20 protein-coding genes are annotated in these 21,112 nt (G+C 37.6%); 4 read left to right on the top strand and 16 right to left on the bottom strand.

Going from position 1 to position 21,112, the window contains the following annotated elements; all coding sequences use genetic code 11:
* Positions 1–44: 44 nt before the first annotated feature.
* The 4 genes from WG904_RS09460 to WG904_RS09445 form a co-directional block, all read right to left on the bottom strand.
* Positions 45–542 carry a GNAT family N-acetyltransferase gene (locus WG904_RS09460; protein ID WP_339579058.1) on the bottom strand — a complete coding sequence of 166 codons (498 nt, stop codon included), beginning with the start codon at positions 540–542 and terminating at the stop codon, positions 45–47.
* Positions 542–1,570 (bottom strand): proline iminopeptidase-family hydrolase, encoded by a 1,029-nt coding sequence (locus WG904_RS09455; RefSeq protein WP_339579057.1) that lies wholly within the window; start codon positions 1,568–1,570, stop codon positions 542–544. The genes WG904_RS09460 and WG904_RS09455 overlap by 1 nt, the downstream gene beginning before the upstream one ends.
* A 32-nt stretch (positions 1,571–1,602) precedes the next feature.
* Entirely contained in the window at positions 1,603–3,012 is a 1,410-nt protein-coding gene (dacB, locus tag WG904_RS09450) for a D-alanyl-D-alanine carboxypeptidase/D-alanyl-D-alanine endopeptidase (protein ID WP_339579056.1), read from the bottom strand.
* 188 nt (positions 3,013–3,200) lie between these two features.
* The gene (locus tag WG904_RS09445; RefSeq protein WP_339579055.1) at positions 3,201–4,193 is read right to left on the bottom strand and encodes an aspartate-semialdehyde dehydrogenase; all 993 of its coding nucleotides are present in this window, start codon (positions 4,191–4,193) and stop codon (positions 3,201–3,203) included.
* A 51-nt stretch (positions 4,194–4,244) separates the two neighbouring features.
* Here WG904_RS09445 and WG904_RS09440 point away from each other — a divergent pair, with 51 nt between their 5' ends.
* Together WG904_RS09440 and WG904_RS09435 are read left to right on the top strand one after the other, a co-directional pair.
* Complete coding sequence (locus tag WG904_RS09440) at positions 4,245–6,842, top strand: lamin tail domain-containing protein (RefSeq protein ID WP_339579054.1); 2,598 nt, start codon at positions 4,245–4,247, stop codon at positions 6,840–6,842.
* A gap of 70 nt (positions 6,843–6,912) precedes the next feature.
* Positions 6,913–7,287, top strand: coding sequence for a YtxH domain-containing protein (locus WG904_RS09435; RefSeq protein ID WP_339579053.1), 375 nt, complete (start codon positions 6,913–6,915; stop codon positions 7,285–7,287).
* Between the two features lie 56 nt (positions 7,288–7,343).
* On the opposite strand, the gene WG904_RS09430 is transcribed toward WG904_RS09435, so the two are convergent.
* The 10 genes from WG904_RS09430 to WG904_RS09385 all read right to left on the bottom strand — a co-directional run bounded on the left by WG904_RS09430 (position 7,344) and on the right by WG904_RS09385 (position 17,599).
* Entirely contained in the window at positions 7,344–8,231 is an 888-nt protein-coding gene (locus WG904_RS09430) for a sugar phosphate isomerase/epimerase family protein (protein WP_339579052.1), read from the bottom strand.
* Between the two features lie 10 nt (positions 8,232–8,241).
* Complete coding sequence (locus WG904_RS09425; protein ID WP_339579051.1) at positions 8,242–9,132, bottom strand: hydroxypyruvate isomerase family protein; 891 nt, start codon at positions 9,130–9,132, stop codon at positions 8,242–8,244.
* 1 nt (position 9,133) lies between these two features.
* Entirely contained in the window at positions 9,134–10,357 is a 1,224-nt protein-coding gene (locus WG904_RS09420) for an MFS transporter (RefSeq protein ID WP_339579050.1), read from the bottom strand.
* A gap of 2 nt (positions 10,358–10,359) precedes the next feature.
* On the bottom strand, positions 10,360–11,040 hold the full coding sequence (locus WG904_RS09415) for a 3-keto-disaccharide hydrolase (protein ID WP_339579049.1): 681 nt from the start codon (positions 11,038–11,040) through the stop codon (positions 10,360–10,362).
* A 15-nt stretch (positions 11,041–11,055) separates the two neighbouring features.
* Positions 11,056–12,513: a Gfo/Idh/MocA family oxidoreductase gene (locus WG904_RS09410; protein ID WP_339579048.1), complete on the bottom strand. Its 1,458-nt coding sequence runs from the start codon at positions 12,511–12,513 to the stop codon at positions 11,056–11,058.
* Between the two features lie 23 nt (positions 12,514–12,536).
* Positions 12,537–12,911, bottom strand: a complete 375-nt coding sequence (locus tag WG904_RS09405) for a c-type cytochrome (protein ID WP_339579047.1) — start codon at positions 12,909–12,911, stop codon at positions 12,537–12,539.
* A gap of 10 nt (positions 12,912–12,921) precedes the next feature.
* Positions 12,922–13,974 carry a sugar phosphate isomerase/epimerase family protein gene (locus WG904_RS09400; protein ID WP_339579046.1) on the bottom strand — a complete coding sequence of 351 codons (1,053 nt, stop codon included), beginning with the start codon at positions 13,972–13,974 and terminating at the stop codon, positions 12,922–12,924.
* A gap of 3 nt (positions 13,975–13,977) precedes the next feature.
* Complete coding sequence (locus WG904_RS09395; RefSeq protein ID WP_339579045.1) at positions 13,978–15,135, bottom strand: Gfo/Idh/MocA family protein; 1,158 nt, start codon at positions 15,133–15,135, stop codon at positions 13,978–13,980.
* A 67-nt stretch (positions 15,136–15,202) separates the two neighbouring features.
* Positions 15,203–16,903, bottom strand: coding sequence for a GMC oxidoreductase (locus WG904_RS09390; protein ID WP_339579044.1), 1,701 nt, complete (start codon positions 16,901–16,903; stop codon positions 15,203–15,205).
* Between the two features lie 27 nt (positions 16,904–16,930).
* Complete coding sequence (locus tag WG904_RS09385) at positions 16,931–17,599, bottom strand: gluconate 2-dehydrogenase subunit 3 family protein (protein ID WP_339579043.1); 669 nt, start codon at positions 17,597–17,599, stop codon at positions 16,931–16,933.
* A 249-nt stretch (positions 17,600–17,848) separates the two neighbouring features.
* Between WG904_RS09385 and WG904_RS09380 the strand changes: the two genes are divergently transcribed.
* Positions 17,849–18,793 carry an NAD-dependent epimerase/dehydratase family protein gene (locus WG904_RS09380; protein WP_339579042.1) on the top strand — a complete coding sequence of 315 codons (945 nt, stop codon included), beginning with the start codon at positions 17,849–17,851 and terminating at the stop codon, positions 18,791–18,793.
* 81 nt (positions 18,794–18,874) lie between these two features.
* Positions 18,875–19,603, top strand: coding sequence for a YebC/PmpR family DNA-binding transcriptional regulator (locus WG904_RS09375; protein WP_339579041.1), 729 nt, complete (start codon positions 18,875–18,877; stop codon positions 19,601–19,603).
* Between the two features lie 43 nt (positions 19,604–19,646).
* Here WG904_RS09375 and WG904_RS09370 read toward each other — a convergent pair whose 3' ends face one another.
* Both WG904_RS09370 and WG904_RS09365 read right to left on the bottom strand, forming a co-directional pair.
* Positions 19,647–20,228 (bottom strand): transposase, encoded by a 582-nt coding sequence (locus WG904_RS09370; RefSeq protein WP_339579040.1) that lies wholly within the window; start codon positions 20,226–20,228, stop codon positions 19,647–19,649.
* Positions 20,229–20,335: 107 nt separating this feature from the next.
* Positions 20,336–21,112, bottom strand: a complete 777-nt coding sequence (locus WG904_RS09365) for a carboxylesterase family protein (RefSeq protein WP_339579039.1) — start codon at positions 21,110–21,112, stop codon at positions 20,336–20,338.

Here is a 21,112-nt window from a genome sequence, read left to right as displayed (position 1 = left end):
GATAAAAAAGGGATTGATTTTCTAATTAAAGGGCAATTTATTAATTATTTTCTAATGGCATATACCATTTCGTCATATACTGTTCCATTTTTATAGTAGGTGCCTTTAAATTCGCCCTCTAACTTAAAACCTGCTTTCTCGAGTACACGCTGCGATTTAAAATTGGTATCGAATGTACGGGCATAAATGCGCGTAATATCAAAGGTTTTAAACCCATAATTTACCATTTCTTTAATGGCTAAAGGCATTATTCCATTACCCCAGAGCGTTTCCGATAACCAATAGCCCATTTCTGCATTTTTGCAGTATAGATCTTTCTGCGGATGTACACCTATTGAGCCTACTGCTTCTCCGTTCACTACAATTGCAAAAATTTCGATGGGCGATGCAGATAAGGCCAAGTTAATGAAGGCAATACCGTCAGTTTGTGTATATGGAAAGTTAAATTTATTGCTTAAATTTTTAGAAATATTGTAGTTATTGGCATGTTTTACCAAATTGGCTAAATCGCTATGTTGAAAGGGACGGAGTTCGAATTGCATTATTTGGTATCTTTCAAAAATTTAATAATCCCTTTCATGTACGTTTGCTGGTCGTCGTATAAACTCATATGGCTTCCATTAGGACAATATAAGTAACTTCCATTGGCGAGTGTTGATGCCATCCATTCCATGTGTTTTGGATCCATGGTGTCGTATTTTGCGCCAATTGTTAGCGTTGGAATGGTAATATTTTTTAATTGACCTGAAATATCCCAATTTAAGAGTTTGCCTGCTACGCCAAACTCGCTCGGACCCTGCATCGTTACGTATAAAGATTGGTTCATTTTGCTAAATGAGCGATTAACAGGTTCAGGCCATTGATCTAAGGGAATTCGGCAGATGTGTTTTACATAAAAATTCGGCATCAATAAGGCCATATATTCTGGGTTTGAATAATCGTTATTTGCCTCTATGGCTCGAATTTTTTTAAGTACCCCAGGATCCATTTGTTTAGCCAAAACTTCATCAGCATATTTACCATAGGCAGGAATGCTGCTCATCATATTACTGATAATCATTCCCTTCATGTTTTTTTGATATTTTAATGCATATTGCATGGCCAAAATACCTCCCCACGAATGTCCAAGTAGGTAGAAATTATCTTTATCTAATTTAAGTGCTTGCCGCACTTGTTCAACTTCTTCTACGTATCTGTCTAAATCCCACATGGCAGTATCTTTCGGGTTATCTGAATTACCACATCCCAGTTGATCGTAGTAGATAAACTCTATCCCTTCTTTAGGTAAGAAATTTTCCATGCATTCGAAATATTCGTGCGTGGCACCGGGACCACCATTGAGTAGCAAGATTTTTGTTTTTGGATTATTTCCAATTCGCTTCGTCCAAACGTTAAATTTTCCCTTTGATGTTTGGATAGGGATTACTTTTATACCTCCTGTTAATACGCCAGTATCGGCCGAGTTAAAGTAATTGGAATTTGCACTGTCTTCTGTTTTTGCATTACATGATATAAGTACAGTAGAAACTGCGAGGAACGAAAGATAAATAAGGGTTTTGAAGTTCATCATTGAAATGGATTTGAACTCAAGATAAGAACAAATTACTTCAACGCATCTAAAACCTTGAATAATTTCTTGCTGATGCCCGATCCATTATAGTTATTAATATTAATTACTGCAATATACTTATTGCCATCTGAGGCAGTGTAATACCCGGCATAAGCCGAAACATCGTTAATGCTACCACTTTTTAATTTCATGCCATTATTTTCTGGAAAAGAATTTAAGTAATCAGTAAACCATTCTTCTTTTTGAGCTTGAAATAAAACAGATGCCATAGCCATGGTTGTTACCCGTGTACCAGGCGAAAGTCCGCTGCCATCTAAGATGTTCAATGCATTTTTATCGATTCCTTTGGCTGTCCAAAAGTTAATTTCTGCAGTTGCCCCTGTTCGTGTAGAAGGTGCTTCCCCGCTTTTCCAAGCAATGGTTTTTAGGAGTTGTTCGCCATATAAGTTTATACTCTTTTTGTTAAACCAGTATACGATCTCACTTAAAGAAGGCGAGGTAATGGTAGAAAGTTTTTGGGTGGTGGTGGGTAAAGTAGTGCCTTCTAAATGGAGTTTTCTAGCAGTAGTAGCTTCTTTAGTACACAGTATATTTATACGCTTTAACGTGTCTTGTAAGCGAAAGGCCGCATCATAAGCTGGATCAGGCAGCGCCAATGAAATGCCAACCTTGCCTATTCCCATGCCCGAGGTGCCACGCAAATAGGCCAGCGAGCTATATGGGGGTAAATAGCCATACGCGTTATCGCCAGACCCAGCAGGCCCAGTTGTAAGTTCATTAACGATTTGTAGATAAGGCATAGCAGGAACCGTTGCTTTTATACTAACTTCGGCACCTGTTGTGCTTCCAGGTTTAAGGTGGATGTCGAATTGATTTTCGCGCCAAGTAAGTGAAGAAGTTCCTGCGCCGTAATAATTGCCCATATCTTGCCAAATCCATCCTTCTGGCATGGTTTGAGTACCAAATAAGCTATCATCGCCAATTACATTACCTTCAATTTTTTTAATACCAGCCGCTTTGATGGCAGTTACCCATTGCGTTAAAATTACATTTTCTTTGCTTTGTTCGTAGCGCCATGAACCTAAAGTTGGGTCGCCACCACCGCTAATGATTAAATTGCCTTGCAATGTTCCGTCGGCTGTAATCTTTCCGCTATAACCCAAGGTGGTTTGAAAGCGAAAATCTTTGCCTAAAACGCTAAATGCAGTTGCAGAGGTGATGGTTTTAAGAGTGGAGGCAGTTGCTAAGCCAATATTTTCATTTTTGGCGAATACCACTTTACCAGTTTTAGCATCTAACACACAAAGTGATGTAATAGCATACTTTGCTTGTTCATCAGCCAATAATTTTTGATAAGCTTGTTCTAGTTTAGCTGTTGGGAATTGAGCGAAGCAGGTTTGAGTTAGAAGAAGAAATAAAATGGGAACTTTAAGTAATTTCATAAGACGCATAACTATGCAGTAAAATTAAAATAATCTCGCGATTTATAACCAAAAACTTATATCGTTCTTATATGCTTTACATAGTGAACAAAAACCATAAAAAAAGTGACGCTGTTCGCATCACTTTTAAATTATGTTAATTTTATGCGCCAATACCTGCAACCTGTAGCACGCAACTCTTAACCGAATTAAGCCAGTTCTTTTCTTACCAAATATTCGGCAATTTGCACTGCATTGGTAGCAGCACCTTTACGCAAATTATCTGCAACAATCCACATATTCAACGTATTGGGCATCGATTCGTCTCTGCGAATACGGCCTACAAATACTTCATCCCTTTCGTGTGCATCTTTTGGCATTGGATATTTTAAGTTCGCTATGTCATCAACAACAATAATACCTTCTGTTTTTTCTAACAAAGCAGTTACTTCTGCAAGATCGAATTCATTCTCAAACTCGATGTTTACCGATTCAGAGTGACCGCCCATTACCGGAATGCGAACCGTAGTAGCGGTTAAACGAATGCTATCATCGCCCATAATTTTACGGGTTTCGTTAATCATTTTCATTTCCTCCTTGGTGTAGCCGTTCTCGGTAAATACATCAATTTGAGGGATAACATTTAAATCGATTTGGTATGGATAAGCCATGGGGCCGTCGTAGTTTCCATTTCGTTCGTTCATCATTTGATCTACTGCTTTTACACCTGTACCCGTTACCGATTGATAGGTAGAAACGACCACACGCTTAATGCGGTATTTATCATGCAATGGTTTTAAAGCTACTACCATTTGTATCGTAGAACAATTTGGATTTGCAATGATTTTATCGTCGAGCGACAAGGTAAATGCATTTACTTCTGGAACAATCAATGGAATTTTTGGGTCCATCCGCCATGCCGAAGAATTATCGATTACCGTTGTGCCCGCTTCTTTAAAACGAGGGGCATGTTCGAGCGAAGTACCACCACCTGCAGAGAATAAAGCAATCTCTGGACGCATAGCAATCGCAGTATCCATGCTAACGATTGGAAACTGTTTACCCTTAAACGTAATTAACTTACCAACACTCTTCTCAGAGGCTACTGGAATTAATTCGGTTAATGGGAAATTTCTTTCTTCCAATACTTTTAACATTACGGTGCCTACCAACCCGGTGGCTCCTACTACTGCAACTTTCATTTCGATTTTTGATTTTTAGTATATTAAGGTAATTCCTAATATCTACCAAATATGAGAAAAACTTTACTTTTTTTACTGCTTTTGAGTGCTAAACTTGCATTTGGGCAATTTCGAGACGACTTTACGGATGGTAATTTTACCATTAACCCAGTTTGGATTGGGCAAGCTTCTATGTTTACTATTAATGGGGATAGGCAATTGAAATCTTCCTTAGGTACTGTTGCACAAGCCATTAGCTTAGCTACATCCAGTGCTTTAGCTTTAAATGTGAAGTGGGAATTTTCTGTTCAGCTCGATTTTGATCCCTCAACTACAAATTTTACAAGGATTTATTTAGTTAGTGATCAGGCTGATTTAAAAGGCAAATTAAATGGTTATTTTATTCAAATTGGCGAAAGTGGGAGTACAGATAGCTACGATTTATACAAACAAACGGGTAATTCGGTCACGAAAATTATAAACGGATTACCAAAAAATAGGACGAATATTAATTTTTTATCCACAAAATTACGGGTAACTCGTGATGAATTTGGCAAATGGGAAGTATATACATCGCTTGATGATGGAGCTACGTTTAGTCTCGAGGGCAGTGTTATCGATAAAACATTTACCAACACTAGCTGGTTTGGTGTGTTTTGTAAATATACGGCTACTCGATCGGATGGTTTTGTATTTGATGATTTTATCGTGGAGGAATTGGTAACCGACGTTACGCCACCTCGTTTGATAGGTGTTAAAGTGGTGGATAAATTGACGATGGAGGCTACATTTTCGGAAGCTGTAAGCCCTATTTCAGCTTTGTTGACAAGTAATTATAGATTGAGGGGGGGGAATGAAACTCCTACCACTATAAGTTTAACATCACAACCAAACGTAGTGAAGTTGAGTTTTTTGAAGCCTTTTGTGTCGGATATTTATACGCTGATTGTTAATGGAATAAGTGATATAAAAGGAAATATTACGCTAGAAGGGGAAGCAACAACTTTTTATGTTGAAGCTTATACACCTCAAAAGGGAGATGTAATTATTAATGAGGTATTTACCGACCCATCTCCATCAGTTGGTTTGCCTTCAGCAGAATTTGTTGAGCTATGGAATACAAGTAATAAATATATACTATTGAAAGATTGGAAGTACAAAGATCTAACCACTACGTATACCTTTTTAACGGATACACTACATCCAAATGAATATGTGATTTTGTGCGCAACTGCTGATATAGATTCCTATAAAACGTTTGGTAAAACCATAGGTCTTTCAGTGTGGCCAAGCTTAAACAATGATAAAGATAGATTGAGTTTAATAGACTCAGAAAATGTTACTATCGATGAAATTTTTTACACCGATAATTGGTATAAAGATGGTTTAAAGAAACAAGGAGGGTACAGTTTGGAATTAATAGACCCAAACAATAAATGTACAGGAATACAAAATTGGCAGGCCAGTAAACATATCAATGGAGGTACTCCAGGAGCCGAAAACACTGTTTATCAAATACAGACGAGTACCACGCCGCCTAGATTGCTTTCTGCATCGATAGTAGACGAAACCACAATCCAGATAAATTTTAGCAAGAGCATTGATAGTGTGAGTGGTGCCTTAATTAGCAATTATAAGTTGAACAATGGAATTGGTGTTCCCCTAACGGCTGTACCTCAATCGCCAGATTTTATGAGCGTGTTACTTAAATTTTCTGCACAAATAACTAAGGGTCAAGAATATATGATATTAGTGAATGGTATTAGCGATTGTGCTGGAAATTTAATCGATCCTCGTGCAAATACGGCAAAGCTTTTTATTTCTAAGGATATTGGCAAGAGTGATATACTAATTAGTGAAATACTGGTTAATCCGAAATCGGGGGGAGTAGATTTTATCGAAATTTATAATGCCACCAACGATGTATTGGACCTAGCGGCATTGAAGTTGGCGAATAGTGATGAACAAGGAAATCTAGCTAACATCAAAAGTATAAGTGGTAGTTCTGTATATATTCCTAGTAAAACTTTTTGGGTATTAACTTCTGATTTTGGGGTTGTTATGGAACAATATGAAGTGAAAAACCCAGCCCATTTCACCAAGATGACATTGCCTTCGTTTACAAATGAGAAGGGCACCGTAGCTTTGTTAAGCAGCCAGGGCGAAGTAGATCGGTTTAATTACCATGAAAAAATGCACATTCCCTTACTGCAGATAGCAAAGGGGGTATCGTTAGAACGCGTTTCTTTTCAGCGCCCATCTAATGAGAAAAATAATTTTAAATCGGCAGCACAAGCTAGTGGTTTTGCAACGCCGACTTACAAAAATTCGCAACAAGAGAATAATGAGATACAGAATAATTTCTGGTTGAGTACTAAAGTCTTTTCTCCTGATGGAGATGGCGTTGAAGATGTCTTGAATATAAATTATCAGCTAATTGATCAACAATATGTAGCTAATGTTAGCATCTTTAATGATAAAGGGATACTCATAAAGAGATTGATAAAAAACAGTACAATCCCAAAAATGGGTACATTAAGTTGGGATGGATTAAATGAAAAAGGTACTTTAAGTAAAATAGGTATATATAGTATAAAGTTCGAGGCATTTGCTCTGAATGGGAAAATGAAAAATTATGAACAAGCATTTGTATTAGCTTCGAAGCTTTAATTTCTCTAAACAATACCTAAAATCGATTGTTGTTTCTATAAAAGGAACATTATTTAAAAAAAGAAATGTTATGAAGTACGGAAAATTAATTGAAAAAATTCTTTCAAGAAGATCGCATCAAAACAATACACAAATTGCGGTTGCTTTGGTTGCTGGTTTGGCTGCGGGTGCAGTTATCAGTATTTTACTTGCCCCAGAAAAGGGGTCAAAAATGCGTAAGGGGATTGCAGATGGCGCTCGTAACGTAGGCGGTAGCTTACGAGATTCTTACGAATCGCTAAAAAGTAGGATTGTTGGAAGCCAAGAAGAGGAAGAACCAGCAGTAGCGCCAGAAATACCTCATTTTACACACCAGGTAGTAAAAAAACGCAGGTCGGATATCAAAGAGTTAATAAGTGAAGCGCATCATAATGGCCAAAATACCGATCCTGCAATACAAGCATAATGGATTTTAAGTTCAGTTGATTACTGAAACGATTAAATCATTTCAGTAATCATTTTCTATTTTAATAAAATATTATTAACGTAATCGAAGCTGGTCTTGATAGAGCCTAATTCATTTGGCTTATAATTTGTTTCATGCTCTACAAAAAAATGTTTAACCCCAGCCAACTTTGCTTGGGCAAAGATGTCTTTAAAATTAATTGTACCCAGACCTACTTCAGTATTTAGCGCATTATTTTTCTTGTCCATATCTTTAATATGCCACATGGTAAAGCGTTTAGGATAAGCTTTAAAAAGAGTTAGTGGGTCTATCCCAGATCTCGCTACCCAATATATATCCATTTCAAAATCTACTAGATTTTTATCAGTTTCATTAAGCATAATTTCAAAACCAGTGGTAGTACCTACTTTAGCAAATTCAAAATCATGATTGTGATAGGCTAATTTTAAACCAGAAGATTTGCAAAGACTGCCCGCTTCATTTAGCTTTAGTGCAATTTTTTTAAAGTCGTCAGCAGTTTTTCTTATATTAACACCTAACCATGGTACGGTAACATATTCGCTTCCTAATATATTTGCAGCTTCGATATAGGATTTCAAATCATCATCCCCTTTACTCGCCATATATTCATCCATGCCAAAATGCCCGCTAGGAGATGTTATGCCATTTTTCTTCAATAAGCTAGCAAACGCTTTCGCATCCAGGCCCCAAAAGCCATCCTTTCTACTATATCCATAAGTCTCTACCTCTTTGTATCCAATGGCCGCTACTTTTTCGATTATACCAGTAATATCTCTTCCAATACTATCACGTAGACTATACAATTGTAAACCAACATTTTTATTTATTGCAGGCTTAATTATACTGCACGCATAACTAGTAGAAACGCTTGTAGCAATAGCTAAAAGACTCGCCTGTTTTATAAAATCTCTTCTTGTATTCATTATTTCTTATTTAAATATCACAAATTATAATTGCCTTGTTTAAAGACGCTAATTTATCCTCTTGTTTAGGTATAAATTCTTGTGCAACAAAACCTTTAAAGCCGGTATTGGCAATTGCTTTCATGATTGCAGGGTAGTTTAATTCTTGGGTTTCATCTATTTCATTCCTGCCTGGTACCCCAGCAGTATGATAATGAGCAATATAATTACAATTCTTTTTTATCGTGCTGATCACATCACCTTCGTCAATTTGCATATGGTAAATGTCGTACAGTAATTTAAAGTTTTCGCTACCCACCCTGTTGCAAAGTTCAACTCCCCATGCAGTTTTGTCGCATTGGTAGTCTACATGATTTACTTTACTATTTAAAAGTTCCATTACTAAAACTACGCCATATTTTTCTGCTAATGGAATTAATTGTTTAAGACCTTTAACACAGTTATTCCAACCCGTTTCGTCGTCTTTTCCGCGACGATTTCCACTAAAACAAATTAGATTTTTATATCCGGCATTGGCTACTAGCGGAATCATTTTGCTATAATTGGCGATAAGTGTTTCATGAAATTTTTCATCATTAAAACCGTCCACCAAATTAATTTCGGCTCCATTGCACATCGTAGCAATTAGCCCATGTTTTTTAAGTGTAGGCCAATCTTTAGGTCCAACGAGATCGATGCCTATAAGTCCCATTTTTTTTGCTTCGATACATAGGGTTTCTAGATCTACAGTACTAAAACACCATCTGCAAACGGAATGATTAATGTTTCCTTTCAATTTTCTTGGCCGTATGTTTTCTGAACTATCCATAGCAATGGCCTCAAATTGAGGCGAAATTCCGATGGCAACACTGCCAGCAATCATATTTTTTAGCGCATTTCTTCGGTTAAGTTTTGGAACCATTTTAAAAAGATTCAGATTTTTCTTTATCGTTAAATAAAAATGCAAAGAGTAAGAATACGATAAATGCGATGCCAGCAGGAATAATCCAGATCATTTTCCAGTTTTCAGCACCATTAACTTTATACATTTCCGTAATTTGTCCTGCCACCATGAAACCGATTAACATTCCAACACCATATGTAGCCAAAGTGATTAATCCTTGAGCAGCACTTTTGAATTTTTCACCAGCTTTAGAGTTGGTGTAGATTTGACCTGAAACAAAAAAGAAATCATAACAAATCCCATGCAATGCTATTCCGATAAGAAGCATAAAACTTAATTCTCCGGCATTACCGTAGGCAAATAAAACATAGCGAAGTGCCCACGCTAACATTCCTACAAGAATTGTTTTCTTGAATCCGAATTTTTTAAAGAAAATAGGAAGTGCTAAAAGGAATAGTACTTCGGATGCTTGACCAATTGTCATTTTCCCCGTTGGATTATCCATTCCCACATTAGTTAAAAAGTTATTTGCATTTTGATAATAAAATGCCAACGGAATACAGATTAAGATAGACGAAACAAAGAAAATTAAGAAGTTCTTGTCTTTTAATAACTTCAATGCATCTAAACCTAAAATGTCGGATACAGTAACTTTTTCGCCTGCACCTTTTGGAGGTGTTTTAGGCAAAAGGAAACTAAATAAACCTAAAAATAATGAAGCAACACCCGCCATTAAAAACGTGTTTTTTAACAATCCACTTTCTATTCCATTTTTAGAATCCCAGTGAAAAGCATAGCTGATAAGTAATCCTGCAGCAATCCAACCTAGTGTTCCCCAAATTCTAATGTTTGAAAATTCTTTTTCTGGATCTTTCATTTGATTAAAGGAAACGGAATTCACTAACGCTAGGGTAGGCATATATATGATCATATAGCCCAACACATAGGGGTAAAATAGCGCAATATCGGTTGCGTTATACATCTGATACATCAAAATAGCACCAATAATATGCAGAACACCAAGAATTTTTTCAGCATTGAAATATTTATCAGCAATGAGTCCGATAATAAACGGAGCTATAATTGCACCCCACGACTGTGTTGAAAATACAGCGCCAATCTCAGGTCCTAAAGCTTTTAAATTGTTTGGTAAAAATGTCCCAAGAGTCACAAACCACGATCCCCAGATAAAAAATTCTAGGAACATCATGAAAGATAGTTTAATTCGGATGGTTGAGTTCATTTTTAAAGTTCTTTAATTGTTATGTTTTTATACCATACTTCATCGCCATGATCTTGAAGGGCAATTTTACCAGTTTTATAGGTTCCAAATCCCTCCCAAGTTTTAAATTTACTTCCCGCAATTAAAGCTTTCCAATTGTCGTCCCATAATGTGGTTTCAACAATCTTTACACCATTTAGCATGAACGTAAGTTTTCCATTATTAGCAATAATTTCAGCCTTATTCCATTCTCCAAGCGGTTTAACAGGCTCTGAAGTACTTTTTAGCATATCGTATAAATCACCAGCTCTGTGCTTGGTTATTTTTCCATCTTTATGCCCATCATTATCTATTACCTGCATTTCTGGTCCGGTTAAATAAGTCTGACTAAATTTGGGATCTTCATGAACAAAGAAAATTAGTCCGCTGTTTGCGCCTGGTGCAACTTTCCAATCGTATTTTAAGTGGAAGTTTGAATATTCTTTGTCCGTTACCAAATCTCCACCGCCATCTTTACCCTTTTTTGCAGGATTCATGTGCAGTGCGCCGTCTTGAACTTCCCAGGCACTACCTACTACGCCCTTGTTATAGGAATGCCATCCTTTTGTTGTTTTGCCATCAAAGAGTTTTTTAAATCCTTTTTGAGCATTTGCACTATAGCTAATTGCGACCAATAGCATTGCTGATAAAATATATTTCTTCATTTTTTTAAATTTTTATTATGAGCCTAATGTCCAGCCTTCACGATATTCTCTTTTTACATATTGGTTAACCTCATCAAAATTGGTCACCTTCATAAGATCATTATCCCATAAGTATTTTTTATATCTACCAGGATAGGTGTTTTTTCCTTCGGCATTTTTCACTTGAACATCGGCTCCACGAATAGCCAAATTAGCCATTAGTAGTGCTTCGGTAAGCGGACCGGCAATTTCGAAAGGAGAGCTTAGTTCTTTTGCACCGTAACCAGCTATACAGGCTTCAACCCATTGTGCGTAGTGACCACTTTCGCCACCTGGTACACGTGCTAGTTTTGCAGGAACTTTAATATCTTTGGTTTTACTTAATGGCAGGAGCTGTGGATTTCTGCCATAGGTTTCAGATGTCATTTTTCCTTTGGTACCAATAAACAAAGTTCCATTTCCTCCGTCGCCAAATTTATCGCCTGCTAATAATTCCTCTGGACGAGTAGGTTGTATACCACCATCCATCCAGTGTACAATTACATCACCTTTGGTTTTATTCGTTTTAGGGAATTTTAACGTTACGTGGCTTGAAGGGGGGCAGCTATCTGGATAATAGCCACGTTTAAATTCGTCGTAGTATACTGAGCCTACACTTGCTTCAACCTCACTTGCATATTTTAAATTAAGTACACTGAAAGGAGTTTCTAATAGGTGACATCCCATATCGCCCAAGGCACCTGTTCCGTAATCCCACCATCCACGCCAGTTAAATGGCACTAATTTATTAACATAATCTTTATAGGGGGCTGTACCTAACCATAAATCCCAATCTAATTCTGCAGGTATTTCTGCTTTATTGGCCGACCACGGAATACCTTGAGGCCAAACGGGTCTGTCGGTCCATGCATATACCGTATGTACATCGCCAATTAAACCTGCATCATACCATTCTTTCATTTGACGTGGACCATCGTTAGACGATCCCTGGTTACCCATTTGCGTAACTACTTTATATTTTTTTGCCGCCGCAGTTAAGGCACGAGCCTCAAAAATGTCGTGTGCTAAAGGTTTTTGAACATACACGTGCTTACCCAACTGCATGGCTGCCATGGCTTGAACAGCATGGTTGTGATCGGGTGTTGAAACCGAAACGGCATCGAAATTCTTGTTCTCTTTTTCGAGCATTTCTCGCCAATCTTTATAGAACTTTGCTTTTGGGAAAGCTTTTACGCTGTTTGCCGCTCTACGTGTATCCACATCGCAAAGAAAACCAATATCAGCTTTTCCGCTATCGAAGAATGCTTTTATATCACTTTGTCCTTTTCCACCTACGCCTATGCTTGCAGTTACAAGCCTATCGCTAGGTGCTAAAAAACCCCTGCCACCTAAAACATGGCGTGGAACAATCATAAATGCTGCGGTTGCAACTGCACCAGTTTTTAGGAAATGGCGTCTACTATTGGTTTCCTTTTCTTTTTTTAAAGTATCCATTTGGTTAGATTTTTAAATAAAATTTATTTTTTTAACGATAAGATATAAGTGGCCATCTGTTTCGCATCTTCTTGAGTAATTTTTGCATGGGGTGTCATAGGAACTGTTCCCCAAACGCCTTTTCCTCCTTTTATAATTTTATTGGCTAACAAATTAATATTTTCTTCGTTAGCTGGGTATTTTGCGGCAATATCTTGATAGGCTGGGCCGATGATTTTTGTTTCTTTTTGGTGACAACCTACGCAATCTGCTTTTGCAATTAATAATTCACCACCAGTTTTAGCAGGTGCTTCGCTAGTAACTGGGGTAGAACTTGAATCAGTAGATTCGGTACTTGAACCCCCACAGGCAGCTAATGACAATGTGATTGCGCTTAAAAGTAAAATTTTGATCTTCATGTGTGATAATTTATAGTCCTAGTATTTCTTTATTAAGATTAGTATCGCTTCCAGCGGATGCAAAATCGTCGAATGCCTTTTTAGTGACCGGAATGATGTGATTTTTAATGAATTCAGCTCCTTCTCGTGCTCCAGTTTCGGAGTCTTTGATACAACATTCCCATTCCATTACGGCCCAGCCTTTAAAATCGTATTGAGCTAATTTGCTAAATATACGTTTAAAGTCAACTTGTCCATCTCCAGGCGATCGATATCGGCCTGCGCGGTTTGCCCAACTTTGATAGCCACCAAATGTACCTTGTTTGCCTGTAGCATTAAATTCGGCATCTTTTACGTGAAAGGCTTTAATTCTTTCATGATAAAAATCGATATATTGGATATAATCAAGCTGTTGTAATACAAAATGTGATGGATCGTATAATAAGCATGCACGCGAATGATTATTCACTTTTTCCAAGAACATTTCGTAGGTTTCGCCATCAAAAAGATCTTCGCCTGGGTGTATTTCGTAGCATACATCAACGCCACAGTTATCAAACTCGTTTAAAATAGGTAACCAACGTTTAGCTAGTTCGGTGAATCCTTCTTCTACCAAGCCATCGGGGCGCTGTGGCCATGGGTGAAAAGTATGCCAAAGTAATGAGCCACTAAAAGTAGCATGTGCATTTAACCCTAAATTCTGTGAAGCCTTTGCGGCATATTTAAGTTGTTGAATTGCCCAAGCTGTTCGAGCAGTTGGATTGTTTTTAACCTCATCTGCAGCAAAGGCGTCAAAAAGTTTGTCGTATGCCGGATTAACTGCTACGAGCTGACCTTGTAAATGCGTAGAAAGTTCAGTAATTACTAATCCATGTGCGGCAACTTTTCCTGTTAATTCATCTGCATAGGTTTTACTTTCGGCAGCAAGCTTTAGGTCGATAAATCGGGTATCAAGTGTGGGCATCTGAATGCCTTTGAAACCCAAATCTGCTGCCCAATTACACATGCCATCTAAAGAGTTAAATGGGGCTTCGTTTCCAATAAATTGGGCTAAAAATATGGCAGGTCCTTGTATTGTAGTCATTGTTTATAGTTTAAAATCGAACCATTTTTGATCAGATTGGCTAGATGAAACCACATTTTCGATAAAAGCCATTCCTCGAATTCCGTCTTCTACATTCGGAAAATCTAATGCTTCTTCTGAAGGGGTTTCACCATTTAGCTTTGCCATTAAGGTTAACGCAAAATTCCGGTAAATATTAGCGAAAGCCTCCAAATAACCTTCTGGATGCCCTGCCGGAACCCTAGTGTTATGTTTAGCAATATCCGATAGATATCCACTCCCAGCCCTATAGACTTGCATTGGCTGATCGAGCCATTTTACAATTAGTGTATTGGGTTCCATCTGATGCCATTCAAGTCCGCCCTTCTCCCCGTAAACTTTAATTTTTAACGCATTTTCTTCACCTGCAGCAATCTGAGAAGCAATAAGTACGCCATTTGATCCATTATCGAATTTTAAAAGTACATTTCCATCATCGTCTATTGCTCTTCCGGGTACAACAATATTCAGATCGGCGCATACTTTAGTGATTTTTAATCCAGAAATATATTCTGCTAAATGTGCAGCGTGCGTTCCAATATCGCCCATGCTGCCACTCTTACCAGTCTTTGCAGGGTTGGTACGCCAAGCAGCTTGCACATTACCTTCACGCTCTGACAGTTTACTTAGCCAACCTTGTGGATATTCTACTATAATTTTTCGAATGGCGCCAAGTTCTCCATCCTTAATAAACTTTCTTGCTTGTTTAACCATTGGATAACCCGAATAAGTATGGGTTAAGCAAAGAGATAATCCTGTTTCTTCAACTTTATTTTTAAGTTGTTTAGCTTCATCTAATGTTAATGTAATTGGTTTTTCGACCACTACATTGAAACCTTTATCGAGTGCCATCATTGCTGGTGCAAAATGGGCAAAATTTGGGGTAACGATGGTTACAAAATCTATTCGCTTATTAGCCGGAAGTTCGCTCTCCTTTTGAAGCATTTCTTCATAAGTGGTATAAATTCTGTCTGCCGGAAGAAATAAAAGCTGACCAGATTCAATCGCAACTTCTGGTTTTACACTAAGTGCGCCACAAGTTAATTCGATTAAACCATCCATATTAGCAGCAAGACGGTGGACGGCGCCAATAAAGGCATCCTTACCTCCGCCAATCATTCCCATTCTTAATTTTCGTTTCATATTCTAGAGTGACAAGTTATAGGTTATAAATTTTAAATATCACTTAAAACTTACTACTTAAAACTTTCTATATATTTCCTTTTTTCAATTCACTAACTGCATGATCTGCTGCTCTAGCTGTTAATGCCATAAAAGTTAACGATGGGTTTTGGCATGCAATAGAAGGCATACATGAACCATCTGTTACAAACACATTGCTCACTTCGTGCATTTGGTTCCATTTGTTTAACACAGAAGTTTTCGGGTCGTTACCCATACGCGCAGTACCCATTTCGTGGATGGCCATACCAGGAGCAGAACCGTTATCGAAAGTTTTGATGTTTTTCATTCCTGCAATTTCTAACATTTCGGCAGCATCTTCCATCATATCTTTACGCATTTTATACTCATTATCTCCAAATTCACAATCGATAGCGATTACAGATTGTCCCCATTTATCTTTCTTGCTCTTATCTAGAGTTACTTTATTATTGTGATTAGGCAAAGTTTCTCCAAAGCCACCTAAGTTCATATTCCAAACGCCAGGTGTACTCATTAAATCTTTAAAATCTCCGCCAAAGTCCATTTCTGCAATACCCGTATGTGTATTTGAGCGACTTGCTCCGCCTTGAAAACCAAAACCACGAACATAGTCTCTTTTATCATTACCCACATTACGATATCGTGGAATATAAATACCGTTCGCACGTTTCCCGAAAATGTATTTATCATCAAATCCTTCGGCTTGACCAGACGCACCGCAACGGAAATGATGGTCCATTAAATTATGTCCAAGTTCCCCACTTGCATTACCCAATCCATTTGGATGAGCTTCAGATGTTGAGTTTAATAAAATTTGGGTGGTTGCCAATGTAGAACCATTTACGAAAATGATTTTAGCAAAGAATTCCATTGTTTCATTGGTTTCTGTGTCGATAATGCGAACGCCAGTAGCCTTTTTGGTTTCTTTATCGTGCATTACCTCAGTAACGTAAGAAAAAGGTCTTAACGTTAAGTTGCCAGTAGCAACTGCTGCAGGTAGTGTAGCAGATTGTGTACTGAAATAGGCGCCGAATGGACAGCCGCGGCTGCATAAATTTCTGTATTGGCAATTGCCACGACCGCCATGTTCAACAGTTAGGTTAGCAACGCGACCAATGGTCATTATTCTACTGCGCTTGAAATGTTCTTCTATTCTTTTTTTAACAGATTTTTCAACCACATTTAAATCCATAGGGGGTAAAAAATGCCCGTCAGGAAAATGAGGAAAATTTTCTATTTGGCCGCTGATACCAGCAAATTTTTCTGCATAATCATACCAAGGAGCAATATCACTATATCTGATTGGCCAGTCTACGCCGTGTCCGTCTTTTGCATTTTCGCTAAAGTTAAGATCACTCAAGCGATAACTTTGACGTCCCCACATCAGTGATTTACCACCCACATGAAAGCCACGGTACCAATCGAATCGTTTAACTTCGGTATACGGGCATTCTTCATCATTTACCCAAAAACTCTCATTGAATTCGGTATAAGGATAATCTCTTTTTTGAACGGGATGGGTTTTCTTTTGCGCTTCAGTAAGTTTTCCTCGATGTTCGAACTCCCAAGGCTTTTTCATGGCCGTAGTGTAGTCTTTTATATGCTCGATATTGCGTCCTCTTTCGAGCATCAGCACTTTTAATCCTTTTTTTGTAAGATCCATTGCTGCCCAACCTCCACTTATACCGGAACCTACAACAATTGCGTCATAAGTATTTTGAGCAGTAGCTTTAATATTTAAGTTCATAGTTTATTAGTGTGTTTTGTATGTTGCCTAAACGAAGAGACGTTGACCTGGTTTCATTTTGTAATCACCATCATATTTGCCAGGAATAGCAATGTATTCGTAAGCTTTTGTGGCACCAATTTCTGAAGTAAAGAAACCGAGAATAGTTAAATCTCTTGCAATAGCAAAAAATTGGGGTTTTTTAGCTGGCTTTTCTTTCATTGCCATTGGGTTTGCCATGTTTTCTTTGGCAGATTGTTGCTGCGCCTTCGTTTCCTCCATTTTTTGAGCTTCGGCTATTTGATCAGATTCTGTTTTCTGGCTCGCAAGGGTAGCTTCTCTTACTTTACGCAACAATTGTTCACGTTCTTTAACATCGATCTCTAAAAACGATTTGCTGAACTCTTTTTTCGAACTTTCTTCTAGCTCTTCTAATCCCTTTACAAAAGCTTTTTGTGCTTCTTCAGGATAGCAATCTTTAATCATCATTGCCATAAATGGGCCAACAGCAGCTTCTTTAGCGCCAGGAGACATTTTTGTTTTAGGGAGAATGATATCAGCGATTTCCGCTAACATTTTTTCTTGATCAGCAGAAAATAGATTCGCGCTGTTTTTTCCAGGCTGGTTACAGCTGTCAAATAAAGTAGCAATGGTAGTAGCCGAAAGTGCTCCTCCAATTAGAAAGGCTACACTTTTTACGGCATCTCTTCTGTCCATAATATTCGGTTAGGGTGTTTGAAGGAATTAAATTAGGTAAAATATATCAAGATTACGAAATGGATATAAAATAAAATGAAATGAGCGTTTTAAATATGTGTATGATGTACACTTAGGGAGCATTTTAGATGCTCATAGTGTATTGTAAAAATCTTCTTACATTAAGTAAATCGTTTTAGTAAAAAATTAAGAACCTTATGATATAAGGTTTGGTGCATTTTTTTAACTTTGCTCAAATTCAAAAACGGTATGAACGACAAAATTTTGGTTTTAGGGTCTAATGGCCAAATAGGGACGGAATTGGTTACTGCCTTGCGTAAAGGCTATGGAAATGATAATGTGGTGGCTTGCGATATTAGACGACCAGATTATGAAACTAAGAATGCTGGGCCTTTTGAATTTGTAAATGTATTGGATAAAGAAATCTTAAAAGAGATTTTTCAGAAATATAAACCTACACAGGTTTATTTATTGGCGGCATTATTATCGGCTACGGGCGAACAAAATCCAAAACTAGCTTGGGATTTAAATATGAATGGGCTATTGAATGTACTCGATCTGGCCTTAGCATTTAAAACGGCAAAAGTATATTGGCCTAGTTCTATTGCAGTTTTTGGCCCGAATTCGCCTAAAGGCAACACCCCTCAATATTGTACCATGGATCCGAATACGGTATATGGAATTAGCAAGTTAGCAGGAGAACGTTGGTGCGAATACTATTATCAGAAATATAATTTAGACGTGAGAAGTATTCGTTATCCAGGATTAATTAGTTGGAAGGCAGCACCTGGTGGGGGAACAACCGACTATGCCATCCATATTTTTCATGAAGCCTTGAAAAAAGGAAGTTATGCATCATTTTTATCTGCAACAACCGAATTGCCTATGATGTACATGGATGATGCAATTCGTGGAACAATAGAGCTTATGGATGCACCAGCCAACCGAATTTCTATTCGTTCGAGTTATAATTTTGCTGGAGTAAGCTTTACTCCAGAAGTGTTAGCGACCGAAATACATAAGCATATTCCTGCGTTTAAATTATCATACACCGAGAATGATCCAAGGCAAGAAATTGCAAATGGTTGGCCGAGTTCGATCGACGATAATTTTGCGCGAAAAGATTGGCTTTGGAAACCTACATTTGACTTGGCAAAGATGGCTGAAGATATGTTAAGTAATTTGAAGAAATAGCAGGGAGTTAGGAGCTTGCAAAAAAAATATTTATATGGTATGAAGTCTTGATACTTGATACTAACTATTTGATACTAGAAAATGGGAAGAGCATTCGAATTTAGAAAAGAAAGAAAATTTAAGCGTTGGGCCAAAATGGCCGTTCAATTTACCCGTATAGGTAAGGATATTGTGATGGCAGTTAAAGATTCTGGGCCAAATCCAGAAACCAACTCTCGTTTGCGCACAGCGATGCAGAATGCGAAAGCGGTAAACATGCCGAAGGATAGGGTTGAGGCAGCAATTAAGCGCGCCTCTGATAAATCGTTGGCGAACTATGAAGAATTGGTGTACGAAGGTTATGCAGCGCATGGTGTGGCCGTTTTAATCGAGACCGCCACCGATAATACGAATCGTACCGTTGCAAATATTAGAAGTTATTTCAATAAAACCAATGGTACTTTGGGAAAGACGGGTTCGTTAGACTTTGTTTTTAACCGTAAATCTATTTTTAGATTTGTTCCAACTGATGATTTAGATTTGGAAGAGTTGGAATTTGAACTGATTGATGCGGGTTTAGAAGAATTATACGTTGAGGCCGACGAAGAAGGAAATGATATTGTTGTAGCGCAAGGTCCTTTTGAGAACTTTGGTTCATTGCAAAAGGCTTTAGAAGAAAAAGGCATTGAATTAAAGAGCTCAAAATTAGAGCGTATTGCACTTTCTCATCATCCCGTTAATGAAGAACAAGCTGTTGACGTGTTAAAACTGATTGATAAATTGGAAGAGGACGATGATGTTCAGGCCGTTTATCATAATATGGCAGAGTAGTTCTCTAAATTTAGACCTCGCAGGTCCGGAACCTGCGAGGTCTTTAAACATCAAAAAAAGCAACTTCTGCTAATACTTTCTGTTTGTCAGCATGATATTGCTTAAATAATTCTTCACCGCCAAACCAGTCAAAAATTTCTTCTTGAATTAAATTTGGCTCTGTACACGATAACAAATTTTGATAAGAAGAATATTTGTAATTCCTAAAATCCTTAATTATTTTATGGTTTTGTGGATTAGCATGGATGTAGTATAAGACCTCAGTAAAGTAAAATTCGTCTTCTATCCTTTTTCTCTTGAATCGCTCTTCGAAAAGTTTCCCAGTTCTTTTGTATTTTTGATTAAATGATTTAGCGTAGGCGTTAAAAAAATTCGAAAAATTTTGTTCTGGCTTATTAATTTTTCCAAGGAGATTGAAAGTCTCTTGACGTATCTTCACTAAAAGGTGAAAATGGTTGTTTAAAAGGCAGTAAGCATAGATGTCTACACTGGGAGAAATATATTTCTGCATTAACTTCAGAAAATAATGATAATTAGCAGGCTCCCTAAAAATCAATTCGCTATTATTGCCTCGATTGTAAATATGGTAAAAGCATCCTGCTTCTAATGGGGTAGTTATCGTCATGTCACTAAATTAGTAATCCCACTAGATGAAAACTATTGAAACTATACCTTGTTTTTCAACATTTTCTAAAATTTTAAACCTCGCAGGTTCCGGACCTGCGAGGTGTACTATTTTGTTTGACTAAAAACCCAAGGCAATAATTCCGGTTCAGAAAAGGCAGAATCCCAACTGTTGTGATTTGCTTTTGGGTAAACTGTGAATTTCGGCGTATGTCCAATCTCTTTTAAAGCATGGTACACATTATAAGATAGTTGCGGATTAACCACATCGTCTAGTCCCCCATGAAAAACCCATAGTGGTACTCTTTTATATTTTTTCACATTTGCAACATTATCTCCTCCACAAATTGGAAAGGCTGCTGCAAATGTTTTAGGTTTGCGTCTTAAGAGTTCGAAAGTTCCCATCCCGCCCATCGATAAACCACCTAAATAAATTCTAGTTTGGTCTGCAAAAGGTTGCTTAACTAATTCATCTGTTAAACCCAATAAAAGTGCCATTGCTTTTGTAGGGGCTCCTCCTGTTAAAAAGTTAAAAAATCTTTTGCCCGTAACGTTTTCCACCTCTACATTCGACCAGTAGCTATCTTCACTACACTGCGGGAAAACCACAATAGCAGGGTATTTCTTTCTAAAATCATCTGCTAGAAACATTTTTGAACCGTGAATTAATTGCTTTTCATTATCATTTCCTCTTTCGCCACTTCCGTGTAAGAAGAGTACGACAGGGTATTTTTTTGCAGCATCGAAATGCTCTGGATACAGAATTCTGTATTTCAACGTGTCGCCATCCTTAATAAAATTCTCCTTCTTAAACAGGGATACGTCTTGAGCAAATGCTGATGTCAGGGTTAGGCACAACACTAATATGGCAAAAATCTTTTTCAT

The organism is Pedobacter anseongensis, from assembly GCF_037482965.1.
Taxonomy (GTDB): Bacteria; Bacteroidota; Bacteroidia; order Sphingobacteriales; family Sphingobacteriaceae; genus Pedobacter; species Pedobacter anseongensis.
Note: the sequence above shows the minus strand (reverse complement) of the source record. Positions and strands in the feature narration are given on the sequence as shown.